A 15,477-nucleotide genomic window follows, 5' to 3' on the forward strand; every position below is an offset into this window, starting at 1 on the left:
CGAGTGGTCAGAGGCCGCGGGCGGTGATGTCGCCGTACGACGTGGTGGCGCGGATGGTCACCGCGTCCGAGCCGTCGTTGCGCAGCGAGTTGGTGATGCGGCCGCAGGTGGTGCCGGCGTCGAGCGAGGCGGAGCGGTCGGTGGCGACCGTGATGTGGCCCTTGAGCGTGGTGATCTCGGCCGAACCGGTGAGGCGGCCGATGGTCACGTCGCTGGCCTGCGTCGACAGCCGGACGTGCGCGGCCTCGTCGATCTTGATGTCGCTCTGCGCGGCCTCGAAGGCGATGTCACCGAGCCGGCCGACGCCGCGGAACTCCGCGCTCGCGGCCTTGGCCTCGACCCGCGACCCGGCGGGCAGCTGGACGGTGATCTCGACCGCGCCGGACGACCCGAGGAGCTTGCCGCCGGAATCGGCCTCGATGCGCAGGACCCCGTCGGCGAACGCGACCGAGACCTTCTCGGCGGCCTTCACGTCGCGGCTCTTCGAGGCGTCGACCGGCAGGACCTCGACGGCGGCGTCGGCGCGGTCGGAGGCGATGAACTGGACGCGCCCGGCGGGGAGGTCGAGCAGGGCGGCGATCGGGGCGGTGGTGGCGAAGGTCTGCATCTCTGGCTCCTGTGGCTCGTTGTTTCCGATGAGGGAAAAGCTACGTTGCGTTTCCATATTCGGCCAACAACTTCGTTGCGTAGAAGTCGAGTAATCGCAGATCAAACCACCAAAATCGTTGCAACCGCATCTGAATCTAACGCAACGCTTGTTGCAATGAACTGAAGGTGAAGGCTATGCTCGCGGCATGCCAGGAGGCCGGCTCACCCAGCAGGAACGCCGTCAGATCGCCCTCGGCCTCGCCGACGGCCTCGCGTACGCGGAGATCGCGCGGGGCCTCGGCCGGCCCACCTCGACGATCACCCGCGAGGTCCTGCGCAACGGAGGTCCCGCGGGCTACAAGCCCGACATCGCCCAGCTCTCCACCGAACGCCGGGCACAGCGCCGCAAGCCGGCGTCACCGAAGGGCCGCCGGGCCGCCGAACGCACCGACGGGCGCGACCCGGAGGCCGTGCGGGAGTTCGAGGAGGTGTTCTCGGGCATCTTCATGGGCCAGGGCCTGCCCAGGATGACGGCGCGGACGCTCGCCAGCCTCTACGCCACCGACTCCGGCAGCATGACCGCGCAGGAACTGGTGTCGCACCTGCAGGTCAGCCCGGCCTCGGTCTCGAAGGCCGTGGCGTACCTGGAGGGCCAGGGCCTGATCGGCCGCGTGCGCGACGAACGCCGCCGCGAGCGCTACGTCGTCGACGAGGGCGACATCTGGTACCGGTCGATGATCGCGAGCGCGCAGGGCACGACGACGCTCGCCGGGGCCGCGCGCCACGGCGTCAGCAGCCTCGGCCCCGGCACGCCCGCGGCCGTCCGGCTGGAGAACATCGCGCGGTTCCTCGACTTCGTCAGCGAGGCCATCACCCGCGCCGCCGAACAGGCGCGGGACGTCCTGCACACCAAGCCCTAGACGCGGACCGCGACCGCCACGCCCTGGCCGACGCCGACGCACGCCGCCGCGATGCCCACACCGCCACCGCGCGCCCGCAGGTGGCGGCACAGGTCGATGATCACGCGCGGCATCGAGGCGCCGAGCGGGTGCCCGTAGGCGATGGCGCCGCCGTGCACGTTGACCTTCTCCCTGTCGATCCCGGGGAGGTGGTGCACGACCGACAACGCCATCGCGGCGAACGCCTCGTTGATCTCCCAGAGGTCGACCTGCTCGGCGTCGAGGTGCAGGCGCCGCAACAACTTCCGGATCGCCGGGACGGGCGCGACCGTGAACCGGTGCGGCTCCTCGCCGGTCGTCGCGCTGCCCAGCACCTCGCCCAGCGGCTCGACGCCCAGCTCCGCCGCGATCGCCTCCGTGCCGAGCAGGGCGGCCAAGGCGCCGTCGTTCATCGGTGACGCGTTGCCCGCTGTCACCGACCCGTTCTCCGAGAACGCCGGCTTGAGCTTCGCGAGCTTCTCGATGCTCGTGTCCGCGCGGACGTTCTCGTCGCGCCTGACCGCCGTCCCGTCCGGCAGCTGCACGGGAAATGCGAAACCCTCGTGCACGCCCGCGTCCCACGCTGCCGCGGCGCGGCGGTGCGAGCGCAGCGCGAAGTTGTCCATCTGCTCGCGCGTGATCCCCAGCTCGTGGGCCACCTTCTCGGCGGCCAGTCCCAGCGGAACGGTGTAGTGCTTGGGCATGCGCGGGTTCACGAGCCGCCAGCCGAGCGCCGTCGAGACGGTCTCCAGGCGGTCCGGGAACGCCTTGTCCGGGCGGGCCGTCACGAACGGCGCCCGCGACATCCCCTCGACACCGCCCGCGACGACCAGGTCCGCGTCCCCGGTGATCAGCGCGCGGGCGGCCTGGATGATCGACTCCCCGCCCGAGGCGCACAGCCGGTTCAGCGTCACGCCCGGCACGGAGACCGGCAGTCCCGCCAGCAGCGCGGCCATGCGGGCCACGTTGCGGTTGTCCTCGCCGGCGCCGTTCGCGTCACCCAGCAGCACGTCGTCGATGCGGGCCAGGTCGAGCGACGGGTAGCGGCGCAGCAGGTCGACGATCGGCAGCGCGGCGAGGTCGTCCACGCGGATGCCGGAGAGGCCTCCGCGGTACCTGCCGAACGGCGTGCGGGCGGCGTCGATGATCAATGCGCGAGCCATGCCCCCATCTTGGGCCAATCAGGGCTTGAGCAAAAAAGGAATGTAACCCGTTTCGGGGTGCACTCCTTGATCGGTGCTGAACGCCTTCACCTCGACCGCGTGGGCGCCGGGGCTCAGCGCCGCCGTGTTGAGGGAGATCCGCCACCGGCCCGCGGCGGCGGGACCGTCGGCCGTGGTGGGGACGGTGGCGATGTGCGTGCCGTCGAGCCTGACCTCGAACCCGGCGAGGCCCGCCACGGTCGCGTCCAGGGCGTTGACGCGGACCTCCAGCACCACGCGGCCCCGGTTGAACGCGGCACCGTTCCCGATGGGCTGCCCACCGGCGTCCAGGACCTCGGGGACGGGATCGGCGAGCGCCGGTTTCGCGTCGACCAGAGGGGTCGAGTCCTCGCGCTGGGCGATGCCCTGCGGGCCGGTCAGCTCGACGTCGGTGTGGGTGACCTGGATGCGCTCCTGCGTCACCAGCCGCACGTCCACGGTGTCGGTGAACGCCTCCCGCGGCAGGTCGGCGACGGCCGGGTACTCCGCGCCGGGCTTCCACGGCGTGCCCTCGACCGCCGGCCTGATCGGCACCTCGACGCCGTTGACCCTCACCGCCGGGACGGGCGCGCCTTCGCGGGACGGGATGAGCGCGAGGCGCAGCTGACCCGCGGTGACGCCCGCCAGGGGGCTCGCGCCGGTGCTCGCCGGGCCGTCCACGCGCACCTGCGGCGTCGGGCCCGTGGGCGGGGCGTCGGCCCTGGCGGTCCGGTAGCCGATCAGGTCGACGCCCGCGCGGATCCGGTCGCCCGCGAGCGCCGCGAAGCCGACCAGCGCCGTCGCCTCACGCCACTGCGGCACGAACGACGAGGTGGCGACGACGTCACCGTCGCGCACGACCTGGACGCCCGCGGAGGTCAGCACGACCTCCCAGCGCACGGTCACGCCCGGCAGCGCGGGCGGGAGCGGCTTGGCGGCGGCGCCGTTCGGCACCAGTTCGACGACCGAGTTGCCGGCGACGTCGGTCGAGACCGTGGCGCGGACGGTGTTCGGCGGCACCGGGTCGCCCTGGACGCTGACCGGGCCGGGCACTAGGTCGAGCAGCAGCTTGCCGCCGGTGCTCGGAGCGTCGGTCTCGACCACGAGCCGGCTCTCGTCGTCACCGCGGACGAACGGCGTGCGCGCCCTCAGCGTCACGGCGCGGGTGCCGCAGCTGCTGCCGACCACGAGCCGGTCGTGGTCTTCCCCGTCGCCCGAGGTGGCGCGGGCGCAGTCGGTGCGCTTGGAGAGCCGCCACCGCCGCGGGTCGGGTTCGGCGGGGCTGTCGAACCGGTCGACGAACGTGTACGGGGCGTTGTCCGCGCGCGGGGTCGCCCTGGTCCTCGCGGGCTGCGACCGCTGGCCGAAGGAGTCGACCGCGCGGATCTCGACCTCCTGCTCGCGGTCGTTCGCCAGGCCGTTGAGCTGCGTGCCCGGCCGCGTGACGAGCTTGGTCTTCTCGCCCCACCGCACCTCGTACGCGGGCGCGTCGCCGGACCAGGTGAGCTGGATCCGGTGGTGGCCGGCGCGCGCGACCACTTTCGAGGGCGTGCCCGGACGGCCCTGCGGGCCCGACACCAGCACCTGCTCCGCCGCGTACGCCCTGAGCTTCGTCGGCGGCGGGGGAGCGGTGGGCAGGGTCGAGTCGCTCCCGCCGGTGTCGCGCAGCACGAGCACGCCCGCCACCAGCGCGAGGCCCGCGACAGCGAAGGCGACCCGCTTCATAGCGGTCACGCTAGGGCGTTCACCCCAGTGCGAACACGGTTTCCGCGATAACGGGTTCGCCACCGTCCGCCGGAAGGACGCCGAGCCTGAGCCGAGCGCTCGACCCGATCCCCAAGGCCGCGGTGTCGAGCCAGAACTCGTGCCTGCCGGGGACCGCGGAGCCCTGCTCGTCGGTGGGCAGCGCGGCGATCCGCTTCCCGTCCAGCTCGAGCTCGATGCCGCGGTGCCCGATCGCGTTCACCTCGGCGGTGACGAGGACACGGCCCTTGCGCGGCAACGGCTGCGGCGGCTTCGTGCCGTCCTCGTGCACCACGTGCAGCCGTGGCGCCCCGGTCTTCATGCCGCCGGAGCGGTCGGAGAGCCGGGGGAGGGCCTGGGGACGGCTCTCGGGCTTGCGGATGACCACGAGCCGGGCCCGCTGCGCGGCGGCGACCTTCCCGGTGGTCAGGGGCAGGTCGGAGACCGTGACCTGGCGGCCGGGCACCGACGAGACGAGCTTCGCCGCGACGGCGTCCGGCGGCAGTTCGACGTCCTCGTCGAGCGGGATGACCTCGGTGGGCACGACCCGTTCCGGCACGCCGCCGACGCCGAACGCGTCGAGGAACCCGCCGCCGTCGATGCGGATCCGCGGGTGCACCAGCCGTTCGGTGATCGCGACGGGCTCGTAGGCGACCACGACACCGTCCCGCAGCGCCACGACGGCGTCCGGCAGCACCCGCATCTCCCACCGGTGCCGCACGCCCGCGACGAGCCCGGTCGTCTGCGAGTCGCCGAGGGTGATCTGCCTGCCGGTGCGGGGCAGGTCCGGGTCGGCGATGATCCGCGTGCCCTGCGTCGTGACGTCGAGGCTGACCGAGCCCCTCGGCTGCGCGTCGGTCTCCTCCAGGTACTGCCACGGGTCGGGCAGCAGCGTCAGCCGCACGTGGCTCGACTCGACCGCGCCCGCGACGCTGACGACCGCGCGGCCGGTGGCGCCGTCCGCGGCGGGCATCCCGAACCGGACGGGCGTGTTCGACTGGAAGGCCGCCGTCGGGCAGTCGACGTCGATGCGCCTGGCCTGCCCGAACGGCCGCAGCCCGAGGCACTCCGGTTCCGCCTGGACCCGCCACTTGCGCGGGTCCAGCGCCTCCGGTCCGTCGAACCTGTCGACCTGGCCGACGAGCTGGTCGTCCCACCGGTCGTCGTAGAGGTCCCCGGGCGTCGCGCTGATCAGGAGCGGCTCGGACCGCCTGCCGGTCGCGCTCACCGCGCGGACCTCGACGGACGTCTCCGCGCGGGGGTCCAGCCCCGGCAGCTCCACCTCGGGGGTCGGGACGAGCTGCACGTTGCCGTTCCAGCGCACCTCGTACGCCGACGCCGAGCCGTTCCAGGCGACCTGCAACGCGTCCACGTCCAGCGCCCGCGTCCGCGGGTTGGCGGGCTTCACCGGCTCCTGCGACGCGACGACCTCGACGCCGTCCGCGATCTCCCGCTCGAGCGTGCCCGGCGCGTCAACGGTCCGGAGCGCCACCACGGCGGCTACGACGAGCGCGAGACCACCGAGCCCACCGGCGAGGGTCCGTCGATCCACCCGGAGACCCTACGACGTTTCCGCGACGGCGGTGCTGCCGTCCAGCCCAACCACGCGCCCGCCGCGCGACCCGAGGTTCCGCAACGCCGCCAGTGCGCCCGGCTTGGTCAGGTCGATCGTGACGCCGGTCCGCCGCGGCTGGTCGACCAGCGCGTTCCTGCCCTCGTGACCCGCCTCGATCGTCTTCGCGAGGCCACCGGTCGACGCGAGCGAGCCGCGTGCCGCGCCGAGCCTGCCGAGGGCGTCGTCGACGGCCATCAGCAGCGCGTCCCTGTTGCCCTCGCACATCGCGCGGACCAGTTCCGGCCTGCTCCCGGCGACGCGCGTGCCGTCCCCGAAGCTGCCCGCCGCGAGGGCCATCGCGAGAGGTCCGCCGTCGGCCCCGACCGCCGCGAGGACCGCCGCCATGATGTGCGGCAGGTGGCTGATCCGCGCCACCGCCTCGTCGTGCTCCTCCGGCGTCGTGGGCACGACGTGCGCTTTCAGGTCGAGCGCGAGCCGCATGACGTCGTTGAGGTGGTCGTCGGCCTCCTCGGGCGTGACGACCCAGGCGGCGTTCTCGAACAGCGTGGCGCTGCCCGCGTCCCAGCCGCTCCTGCTCGTGCCGGCCATGGGGTGCCCGCCGACGAACCGCGCGTGCGGCGCGTACCGGTGCACGGCGTCGTGGACGGGGCCCTTCACGCTCGTGACGTCCGTGAGCCGCGTGCCCGCGGGGACCTTGCGCAGCAGGTCCGGCAGCGCGGGCAGCGGCACGGCGAGGACGACGAGAGCTTCCCGGTTGCGGCCGAGGGCCTCGTCCACCGTCGTGATGTCGAAGCCCTCGGCGCGCGCCTTGTCCGCGTCTTCCCTGCTCGCCGTCGCACCCCACACCGTGCGCCCGGCAGCTTTGGCGGCCCGCAGCACGGAGCCGCCGATCAGTCCCAGTCCGATCACGCACACGTCTCGCACGGCGCTCATCATTCCGTGCCGCACGTGTGCGGCGAACTACCGGAGGGCGTCCAGCGCGAACGCCGCGTACATCGCGACCCCGTGCTCCATCGCGGCCTCGTCGAACAGCACCCGGTTCGAGTGGTTCGGCGCGGCCTCCTCCAGGTCGATCCCGCGCGGGCACGCCCCGAGGAACGCCATCGCCCCCGGCACCCTCTGCAGCACGTACGAGAAGTCCTCCGCGCCCATCAGCGGGTACTCCATCGGCTCGCTCCACGAGGCGCCCATCGCCCGGGCCGCGAGGTCGACCACGTGGTTGCCGACGGCGTCGTCGTTCACCGTCACCGGGTAGCCGGGGACGATGCTGACCTCGGCATGGCACCCGTAGGCGGCGGCCGTGTGCTTCACGGCCTGCTTGAGCTCCTTGTGCACGAGCGCGCGCGCCGCCTCGGACAACGTCCTGATCGTCCCGTCCAGGGTCGCGACCTCGGGGATGATGTTCGTGGTCGTGCCGGCGTTGATCTGCGCCACTGTCACCACCGCGGGCTCGTGCACGCTGATCCGCCGGCCGAGCATGGTCTGGATCGCACCGACCATCGCCGCCGCCGCGGGCACCGGGTCGAGCGCGTTGTGCGGCATCGCGCCGTGGCCGCCGCGGCCCTTCACGTGCACGTGGAACGTGTCCGCGGACGCCATCATCGGGCCGGGCCGGCACGTCACCACGCCCGACTTGAGCGTGGACGTGATGTGCAGGGCGAACGCCTTCTCCACGCCGTCGTCGAGCAGGCCTTCCTCGATCATGTACCGGGCGCCGTGGTGGCCCTCCTCGCCCGGCTGGAACATGAAGAGCACGCGCCCCTTGAGCGCGTCCCGCCGGTCCGCGAGCAGCCGTGCGGACGAGGCCAGCATCGCGACGTGCGTGTCGTGGCCGCAGGCGTGCATGTTGCCGTCCACTTCGGACGCGTACGGCAGCCCGGTGTCCTCCTGCAGCGGCAGCCCGTCCATGTCGCCGCGCAGCAGCACGGTCGGCCCCGGCTGGTCGCCCTCGAGCACCGCCACGACGGAGGTCGTCGACTCGCCCGTCGTGACCTCGAGCGGCAGCCCGTCCAACGCGTGCAGGATCGCCGCCTGCGTCTTGGGGTTCTGCAGGCCCTGCTCGGGGTGTTTGTGGATCTGACGGCGCAGCGCCACCGTGCGGGGCTGGAGCGCGCGCGCCCCTTCGAGCAGTCCGGCGAGACGGGGGTCCGGCGTAGTTGTGCTCATCCACCGATGGTGCCACCACCTCGGCTACCGGGAAGGTCGTCTGGGCCCTACGGTGTGCTCATGACACAGCAGGAGCCGGTCAACGGCTTCGCGGTCGCGGTGGTCCGGGAGGACGGCCGCTGGCGGTGCAGCAGGATGGACAGCTCCGCGCTGTCGGAACTGGACGCGGCGATCACGGAGCTGCGCCGGCTGAGGTCGACGGGAGCCGTGTTCGGGCTCCTCGCCGTCGACGACGAGTTCTTCATCATCCTCAGGCCCGTGCCGGGCGGCGTGGCGCTGCTGCTCTCGGACGCGGCCGCCGCCCTCGACTACGACATCGCGGCCGACGTGCTCGACCTGCTGCGCGTCGACCCCCCGGACGAGGAGGACAACGAGCTCTGGCCGGAAGGCGACCTCGGCGTCCTCTCCGACCTCGGCATGCCCTCGCACGAGCTCCAGGTCATCGTCGACCAGGTCGACCTCTACCCGGACGAGCAGCTCCAGATGATCGCCCAGCGCATCGGCTTCATCGACGAGTTCACGAAGCTGCTCGACACGATCGAAGCGTGACCACCTCGGAGGACATGGTCCGCGCGGCCCTGCGCGCGGCCTCGGCGTCGGGCGCGGACGTCCCCATCGGCGCCGTCGTCTACGCACCGGACGGCACGGTGCTCGCCGAGGCCTGCAACGCCCGCGAAGCCCTGGGCGACCCGACCGCCCACGCCGAGGTCCTGGCCCTGCGCGAGGCGGCCTCCCGCCACGGCGACGGCTGGCGCCTCGACGGCTGCACCCTCGCGGTCACCCTGGAACCGTGCACGATGTGCGCCGGCGCGCTGGTCCTGGCACGTGTCTCCCGTCTCGTCTTCGGCGCCTGGGAGCCCAAAACGGGGGCCGTCGGCTCGCTCTGGGACGTCGTGCGCGACCGCCGGCTCAACCACCGCCCCGAGGTCCAGGGCGGCGTGCTGGAGCAGGAGTGCGCTGACCTGCTGGAACGCTTCTTCCGGACCCAGCGTTAAGCCCGTGGATCGGGCTGTGTATTGTTCTTACCGGTGGCGTGTCCGAGCGGCCGAAGGAGCACGCCTCGAAAGCGTGTGAGGTGCAAGCCTCCGTGGGTTCAAATCCCACCGCCACCGCTGCTCAGAGCCCCGGTTGCCGATCATGGCAACCGGGGCTCTGACGTTTCGTGGCATTCGTGGCGGCGATCAGGCCTGCCGGGCGCAGCAGCGGAAGCTCTCTCGCGCAGTACCTCTCCTGAGATGAGAGCCACGACCGGTTCACCCACATCGACGACAGCGGCCGCGCGCCGTTGCGGGAGAAGTCGATCTCCGGAAGTCTGTCGCGCAGCACCGAGGCGGCCCAGCGGTGGACGGTGCCGAAGTGGCCGAGCGGCCGGTTGAGCGTCCAGTCCAGGGCAACGGCACCTGAAAGCGCAGGTCAGCAGGGGATCGGGGCGGACGCGGGCGGCGAAGTCCGGTTGACGATCTCGGCGCAGCGGCGCTCGTGGCCGGAATCCCCACTCCGGGAGTTGTAGGGACGCCGGCCGGTGCCTGGGAGGGGCCCACAGGCCGGCGTTCCGAGATCGAGCATACACCATGATCGAACACTTGTTCGAGTGATGATTGATGGGCCAACCGGTTAACCGTTAGTAACAACGGCTACCAAAGCTCACACGATCGGGGAAAGATGCGTCGGTCCGCCGCATCCCCTGGAGGAAGTTTTGAGACCCACCCTGCCGGTCGTCGGCACAGCGGTGGCGGCACTCGTGCTCGCCGCCGCCCCGGCCGTCGCCGCACCCAGCACCGACGCGTTGATCTCCGAGGTCTACGGAGGCGGCGGCAACTCCGGCGCCACGCTGACGCAGGACTTCGTCGAGCTGGCCAACAAGGGCGCCGCCCCGTTCGCCCTCGACGGCTTCAGCGTCCAGTACATCTCGGCGAGCCCCGGCACGACCACGCAGTGGGGCGTCACGCCGCTGACCGGTTCGATCGCGCCGGGCAAGACGTTCCTCGTCGCTCAGGCCAAGGGCACGGGCGGCACGGTCGAGCTGCCGGCCCCGGACGCCACCGGCACGATCGCCATGAGCGGCGCCAACGGCACCATCGCGCTGGTCAGCGGCACCGCGCCGCTCACCTGCAAGACGGCCGCCGACTGCGCCGCCGACACGCGGGTCAAGGACCTCGTCGGCTACGGCTCGGCCGCCGTCCGCGAGGGCACCGCGACGGGCGCCCTGGGCAACACGACCTCGGCGTCGCGCAGCGCGGGTGACACCGACGACAACGCCGCCGACTTCACCGTCGGCGCGCCCACCCCGACCAACTCCAAGGGCGAGACCCCGGGCGGCGGCAACCCGGATCCCGACCCGGACCCCACGCCCGGCGACAAGCGCATCCACGACGTCCAGGGCGTCACGCGCGTCTCGCCGCTGGTCGGCCAGAAGGTCACCAACGTCCCCGGCGTCGTCACCGGCACGCGCGCCACGGGTGACCGCGGCTTCTGGATCCAGGACGTCACCGGCCAGGACGACGACCCGCGCACCAGCGAGGGCGTCTTCGTCTACACGGCCGGCGCCGCGCCGACCGTGGCCGTCGGCGACAGCGTGCTCGTCAGCGGCACGGTCGCCGAGTACCGGCCGGGCGGTGAGACGGGCTCCAACCAGACCCTCACCGAGATCACCTCGCCCACCACGATCACCGTGTCGAAGGGCAACCCCGTCCCGGCGCCGGTCGTCGTGAAGAACGTCCCGGCCGGCTACCTGCCCGCTCCGGGCGGCAGCATCGAGCAGCTCCCGCTGGAGCCCGCCCGGTACGGCCTCGACCACTTCGAGTCGCTCGAGGGCACGCTGGTCCAGGTCGACGACGCCCGCGTGGTCGGCCCGAGCAACTCCTTCGGCGAGGTCTGGGTCACGGTCAACCCCGACCAGAACCGCAACCAGCGCGGTGGCACCACCTACACCGGCTACGACCAGCCCAACAGCGGCCGCCTGAAGATCAAGGCCGTCGGCACGCTGCCCGCCGCGAACGTCGGTGACGTGTTCGCCGGCGCGACCGTCGGTGCGCTCGAGTACACGAACTTCGGCGGCTACACGCTGGCGGCGCTCACGCTCGGCACGCACACGTCCTCCAACCTGCAGCGCGAGATCACCGCGCAGCAGAGGCAGACCGAGCTCTCGGTCGCGACCTACAACGTCGAGAACCTCGACCCGTCCGACCCGCAGGCGAAGTTCGACCGCCTCGCGGACGGCGTCACGACCAACCTGCGCGGCCCGGACGTCGTCGTGCTGGAGGAGATCCAGGACAACAACGGCGCCACCAACGACGGTGTCGTGGCGGCGGACCAGACGCTGCGGAAGTTCTCGGACGCGATCGTCGCCAAGGGCGGCCCGCGCTACGAGTGGCGCCAGATCGACCCGGAGAACCTCAAGGACGGCGGCGAGCCCGGCGGCAACATCCGCGTCGGCTTCTTCTTCAACCCGCAGCGGGTGTCCTTCGTGGACCGCCCGGGCGGCGACTTCAAGACACCGGTCGAGGTCGTGAAGAAGAACGGCCGTGCGGCGCTTTCCGTGTCACCCGGCCGGATCGACCCGCTGAACGACGCGTGGGCGAACAGCCGCAAACCGCTCGCCGGCGAGTTCAAGTTCCGCGGCCGCACGGTCTTCGTCGTGGCGAACCACTTCAACTCCAAGGGTGGCGACGAGGCGATCCACGGCCGCAACCAGCCGCCGAACCGCTCGTCCGAGGTGCAGCGCGGCAAGCAGGCCGCGGCGCTGAAGGCGTTCACCGAACAGATCCGCGCGGTCGACAAGGGAGCCAACGTCGTCCTCGCGGGCGACCTGAACGACTACCAGTTCTCGCCGGCGCTCAAGACGCTCACCGGCGACGGCAACCTCAAGGCGCTGATCGACACGCTGCCCGCCACCGAGCGGTACAGCTACGTCTTCGAGGGCAACTCGCAGACGCTCGACCACCTCGTGGTGAGCAAGAACATCACGCGCTTGAGCTACGACGTGGTCCACATCAACGCCGAGTTCGCCGACCAGGCGAGCGACCACGACCCGCAGATCGTCCGCGCCCGCCCGTCCACGGGTGACGCGAACGTCGACCGGGTCGTGTTCGCCCTCGAGGACATCCTCGACTGCCTGGAGAGCTGACGGTTCGACCGCTGCCGTCGCCGCGTCAGCCAGACGACGCGGCGGCGGCAGCCGCCGTCGCGGCCACCACCCCGGCCCCGATCGCCTCGACGGCCCTGCGCACGGCGTCGCCCGCCCAGTGGCCGGCGGAGATCTCCTTGGCCCGTCTGGTCAGATCGCGCTTCTCGCCCTTGACCACCTTGTGCACGGCCTTCACCGCGTACAGCAACGTGATCAACGACCCCATGCGCGCATCCGCACCCCGGTACCCGAGCGCGACCTCGCCGACGGCCTTGCGCACCGCGTCGGCCCCCGGCTCGTCGGTGATCACGTAGCTCTTGCCGGGGAAGATCCCGAGCACCTTCCGCGGTTCGACCCGCACGGCACCACGGCTCTCCAGTTGCGCGATGACGTTGTCGCGCACCTTCTTCCGCAGGCGCTCGACCGCCTTCTGCGGCTTCATCGGCTTGTCGATCCTCGCCAGCGACTCCCGCAACAGCGGGTCCCGGGGCGGCGTCGGGTCGACGACCTGGAGCTTCTTGCCGTTCGGCTCGAACGCGATACGCCCCGAGTTCACCAGCTCGATCAGCACGGCTCCCGCGAGCGCGTTCTCCGCCGACGCCGAGTCGACGTGCAGCTTTCCGTTCTGCTGGTTGATGAACAGCAGCATCAGCTCTTCGGGCAGCATCATGCAACGGTAACGCCAGAAGGGCGCCGAACGGTGAACGTTCGGCGCCCTTCGAGCGAGCGGAGGATACGGGATTTGAACCCGTGAGGGGGTGAACCCAACACGATTTCCAGTCGTGCGCACTAGGCCGCTATGCGAATCCTCCGTGGAGAACCTTACCGGACGGGTGTTCCGGGGCCCAAAACGGGGGTCGCCGGAAAAAGTCCGGCGGCCGTGTCGATCTGGCGGGGACCCGCTCGTCGTGATCCCGTAAGACCGAACCCAGGAGGTAACCGTGAAGTACATGCTGTTGATCCACGCGGCCGCTGACCAGCAGTCGAGCTGCACCGTCGAGGACTGGATCTCCTACGAGAAGGAGATGAGGGACGCGGGGGTCCTGGTGTCCGGGCACTCGCTCGCCGACCTCGTCACCGCGACCACCGTCCAGGTCGGACCGGACGGCAGGCGGACCGTCACGGACGGGCCGTTCGCCGAGACCCGCGAGGTGCTCGGCGGCTACAACGTCATCGACGTGCCCGACCTCGACGCGGCGCTCGAGTGGGCGGCGAAGTGCCCCGGCTCGCGGGACGGCGGGGCTGTCGTCGTGCGGCCGATCGCCGAGTTCGACTTCTGATCCCGTGAACGTCGAGCAGGTGTTCCGGGAGGAGCGCGGCAGGCTGCTCGCGACGCTGGTCAAGCGCTTCGGCGACCTCGACCTGGCCGAGGAGGTCACCTCCGACGCGATCGAGGCGGCGCTGCGGCACTGGCCGGTGGACGGGGTGCCGGACCGGCCCGGCGCGTGGTTGCTCACGACCGCGCGCCGCAAGGCCGTCGACCGCCTGCGCCGCGACCGGGTGTACGCGGCGCGGCTCGCGTTGCTGCAGGTCGAGTTCTCGCGGGCGGACGCGCCGGCGGGGGAGTCGTTGCCGGACGAGCGGCTGGAGCTGTTCTTCACGTGCGCGCACCCGGCGCTGGCGGAGGAGGACCGCGGCGCGCTGGTGCTGCGGTGCCTGGCCGGCTTCACGACGCCGGAGGTCGCGCGGGCGTACCTGGTGCCGGTCACGACCATGCAGCAGCGGATCGTGCGGGCGAAGAAGAAGATCAAGCAGGCCCGCATCCCGTTCCGCGTGCCGGACCCGCACGAGCTCCCGGAACGCCTGCCCGGTGTGCTGCAGGCCCTCTACTCGATCTTCACCGAGGGCTACGCGGCGCAGCGGGCCGACCTCGCCGACGAGGCGGTCCGGCTGGCGAGGATCCTGCGGAACCTGTTGCCGGACCGCGAGGTCACGGGTCTGCTGGCGTTGATGCTGCTCGTCCACGCGCGCCGGGACGCCCGTCCCGCGCTGCTGGAGGACCAGGACCGTTCGCTCTGGGACCGCGACATGATCGCCGAGGGCAGCGCATTGGCCGAGCGCGCACTAACGGGTGGATACGGTCCGTACGGCGTGCAGGCGGCCATCAACGCGTTGCACGACGAGGCGCCGGACTTCGCCGGCACCGACTGGCCGCAGATCGTGGCGCTCTACGACGTGCTGGCCGGGCTGACGCCGTCGCCCGTCGTCGCGCTCAACAGGGCCGCCGCGATCGCCATGCGCGACGGGGCGGCGGCGGGGCTCGCGCTGCTCGACGCGCTGGCCGACGAGCCCAAGCTCCGCGACTACCACCCGTACCGGGCGGCCCGCGCCGACCTGCTGCACCGCCTGGGCCGCGACGCCGAGGCCGCGCAGGCCTACCGCGAGGCCATCGCGCTCGCGGGCACCGGCACCGAACAGGACTTCCTGCGCCGCAGGCTGGCCGCCGTCGAAGGGCGATCATGATCATGAAGTGGCTGGAGGCCGAACGCCTGGGCGTCGCCGACCTCCTCGACGACCTGACCGACGACGAGTGGCGCCGGGAGACGCTCTGCGCGGGCTGGACCGCGCAGGAGATGGCCGCCCACCTGACCACGTCGACCCGCACGGGCTGGCGCGACGTGCTCACCGGGGTGGTGAGGGCGCGCTTCGACTGGGAGCGCATGGAGGACACCAGGGCCCGTGAGATCGCCGCGCGGTTCACCCGGCAGGAGCTGATCGCGCGGATCCGCGCGACCGCCGCCTCTCCGAAGCGCGCTCCGATGGCGTCCCCGATCGACCCGCTGGTCGACTTCCTCGTGCACGGCCAGGACGTCGCCCGCCCGCTGGGCCGCGTCCGCGAGATGCCGCCCGAACCGGCCGAGGCCGCCCTGGAACACGTGCTGAAGAGCCCGTTCTGGGGAGCGCGCAAGCGTTTTCGGGACACCGGAATCCCCGATCTACCGGTCGCCGACCTGCTGATGCTCGCCACCGGGCGGAAGTTGTCCACAGGTGGGGACAACGCTGTGGGTAGATCGAACATGCGTTCGAAGTAGAGGGTTCGCTACACTTGCGTCGGACCTCGTGCGGCACACATCTCGCGAATCTCCCCAGGGCCGGAAGGCAGCAAGGATAAGCGGGCTCTGGTGGGTGCACGGGGTCCCCTTTTTGTGTCGGGGTCCA

Annotated in this window: 14 protein-coding genes, 2 tRNA genes and 1 other RNA gene; 9 read left to right on the top strand and 8 right to left on the bottom strand. The window is 71.8% G+C overall.

Features of this window, described 5'->3' with window-relative positions; translation table 11 throughout:
- Window positions 1-7: 7 nt before the first annotated feature.
- A complete protein-coding gene (locus L6E10_RS06580; protein ID WP_236217810.1) occupies window positions 8-607 on the bottom strand; it encodes a DUF4097 family beta strand repeat-containing protein in 600 nt (199 codons plus the stop codon).
- Between the two features lie 187 nt (window positions 608-794).
- On the opposite strand from L6E10_RS06580, the gene L6E10_RS06585 reads away from it, so the two are divergent.
- Entirely contained in the window at window positions 795-1,508 is a 714-nt protein-coding gene (locus L6E10_RS06585) for a helix-turn-helix domain-containing protein (protein WP_236217812.1), read from the top strand.
- On the opposite strand, the gene L6E10_RS06590 is transcribed toward L6E10_RS06585, so the two are convergent.
- The 5 genes from L6E10_RS06590 to L6E10_RS06610 are packed head-to-tail and all read right to left on the bottom strand — an operon-like array spanning window position 1,505 to window position 8,192.
- Window positions 1,505-2,689: a thiolase family protein gene (locus L6E10_RS06590; RefSeq protein ID WP_236217815.1), complete on the bottom strand. Its 1,185-nt coding sequence runs from the start codon at window positions 2,687-2,689 to the stop codon at window positions 1,505-1,507. The genes L6E10_RS06585 and L6E10_RS06590 overlap by 4 nt on opposite strands.
- Window positions 2,690-2,707: 18 nt before the next feature.
- Complete coding sequence (locus tag L6E10_RS06595; protein WP_236217817.1) at window positions 2,708-4,432, bottom strand: hypothetical protein; 1,725 nt, start codon at window positions 4,430-4,432, stop codon at window positions 2,708-2,710.
- Between the two features lie 19 nt (window positions 4,433-4,451).
- Complete coding sequence (locus L6E10_RS06600) at window positions 4,452-6,002, bottom strand: hypothetical protein (protein ID WP_236217819.1); 1,551 nt, start codon at window positions 6,000-6,002, stop codon at window positions 4,452-4,454.
- A gap of 9 nt (window positions 6,003-6,011) precedes the next feature.
- On the bottom strand, window positions 6,012-6,950 hold the full coding sequence (locus tag L6E10_RS06605) for a prephenate dehydrogenase (protein WP_236217821.1): 939 nt from the start codon (window positions 6,948-6,950) through the stop codon (window positions 6,012-6,014).
- Between the two features lie 36 nt (window positions 6,951-6,986).
- Complete coding sequence (locus L6E10_RS06610; protein WP_236217823.1) at window positions 6,987-8,192, bottom strand: M20 family metallopeptidase; 1,206 nt, start codon at window positions 8,190-8,192, stop codon at window positions 6,987-6,989.
- A gap of 60 nt (window positions 8,193-8,252) precedes the next feature.
- Here L6E10_RS06610 and L6E10_RS06615 point away from each other — a divergent pair, with 60 nt between their 5' ends.
- The 4 genes from L6E10_RS06615 to L6E10_RS06630 all read left to right on the top strand — a co-directional run bounded on the left by L6E10_RS06615 (window position 8,253) and on the right by L6E10_RS06630 (window position 12,318).
- On the top strand, window positions 8,253-8,741 hold the full coding sequence (locus tag L6E10_RS06615) for a tRNA adenosine deaminase-associated protein (protein ID WP_236217826.1): 489 nt from the start codon (window positions 8,253-8,255) through the stop codon (window positions 8,739-8,741).
- Between the two features lie 14 nt (window positions 8,742-8,755).
- A complete protein-coding gene (locus L6E10_RS06620; protein ID WP_236217962.1) occupies window positions 8,756-9,187 on the top strand; it encodes a nucleoside deaminase in 432 nt (143 codons plus the stop codon).
- Between the two features lie 32 nt (window positions 9,188-9,219).
- Window positions 9,220-9,304 (top strand) — tRNA-Ser (locus tag L6E10_RS06625).
- Between the two features lie 584 nt (window positions 9,305-9,888).
- A complete protein-coding gene (locus tag L6E10_RS06630) occupies window positions 9,889-12,318 on the top strand; it encodes an endonuclease/exonuclease/phosphatase family protein (protein WP_240010190.1) in 2,430 nt (809 codons plus the stop codon).
- A 25-nt stretch (window positions 12,319-12,343) separates the two neighbouring features.
- On the opposite strand, the gene L6E10_RS06635 is transcribed toward L6E10_RS06630, so the two are convergent.
- A complete protein-coding gene (locus L6E10_RS06635) occupies window positions 12,344-12,985 on the bottom strand; it encodes a GPP34 family phosphoprotein (RefSeq protein ID WP_236217828.1) in 642 nt (213 codons plus the stop codon).
- 60 nt (window positions 12,986-13,045) lie between these two features.
- Window positions 13,046-13,130, bottom strand: a tRNA-Ser gene (locus L6E10_RS06640).
- A 129-nt stretch (window positions 13,131-13,259) separates the two neighbouring features.
- Between L6E10_RS06640 and L6E10_RS06645 the strand changes: the two genes are divergently transcribed.
- From L6E10_RS06645 to ffs, 4 genes are all read left to right on the top strand, one after another.
- On the top strand, window positions 13,260-13,598 hold the full coding sequence (locus tag L6E10_RS06645) for a YciI family protein (RefSeq protein WP_236217830.1): 339 nt from the start codon (window positions 13,260-13,262) through the stop codon (window positions 13,596-13,598).
- A gap of 4 nt (window positions 13,599-13,602) precedes the next feature.
- The gene (locus L6E10_RS06650) at window positions 13,603-14,781 is read left to right on the top strand and encodes an RNA polymerase sigma factor (RefSeq protein WP_236217831.1); all 1,179 of its coding nucleotides are present in this window, start codon (window positions 13,603-13,605) and stop codon (window positions 14,779-14,781) included.
- Window positions 14,778-15,350, top strand: a complete 573-nt coding sequence (locus tag L6E10_RS06655) for a maleylpyruvate isomerase family mycothiol-dependent enzyme (RefSeq protein WP_236217832.1) — start codon at window positions 14,778-14,780, stop codon at window positions 15,348-15,350. The genes L6E10_RS06650 and L6E10_RS06655 overlap by 4 nt, the downstream gene beginning before the upstream one ends.
- 17 nt (window positions 15,351-15,367) lie before the next feature.
- An RNA gene (gene ffs, locus L6E10_RS06660) (signal recognition particle sRNA small type) lies at window positions 15,368-15,464 on the top strand.
- The last annotated feature ends 13 nt before the right edge of the window (window positions 15,465-15,477 follow it).

It is taken from the genome of Lentzea sp. CC55 (assembly GCF_021056325.1).
Taxonomy (GTDB): domain Bacteria; phylum Actinomycetota; class Actinomycetes; order Mycobacteriales; family Pseudonocardiaceae; genus Lentzea; species Lentzea jiangxiensis.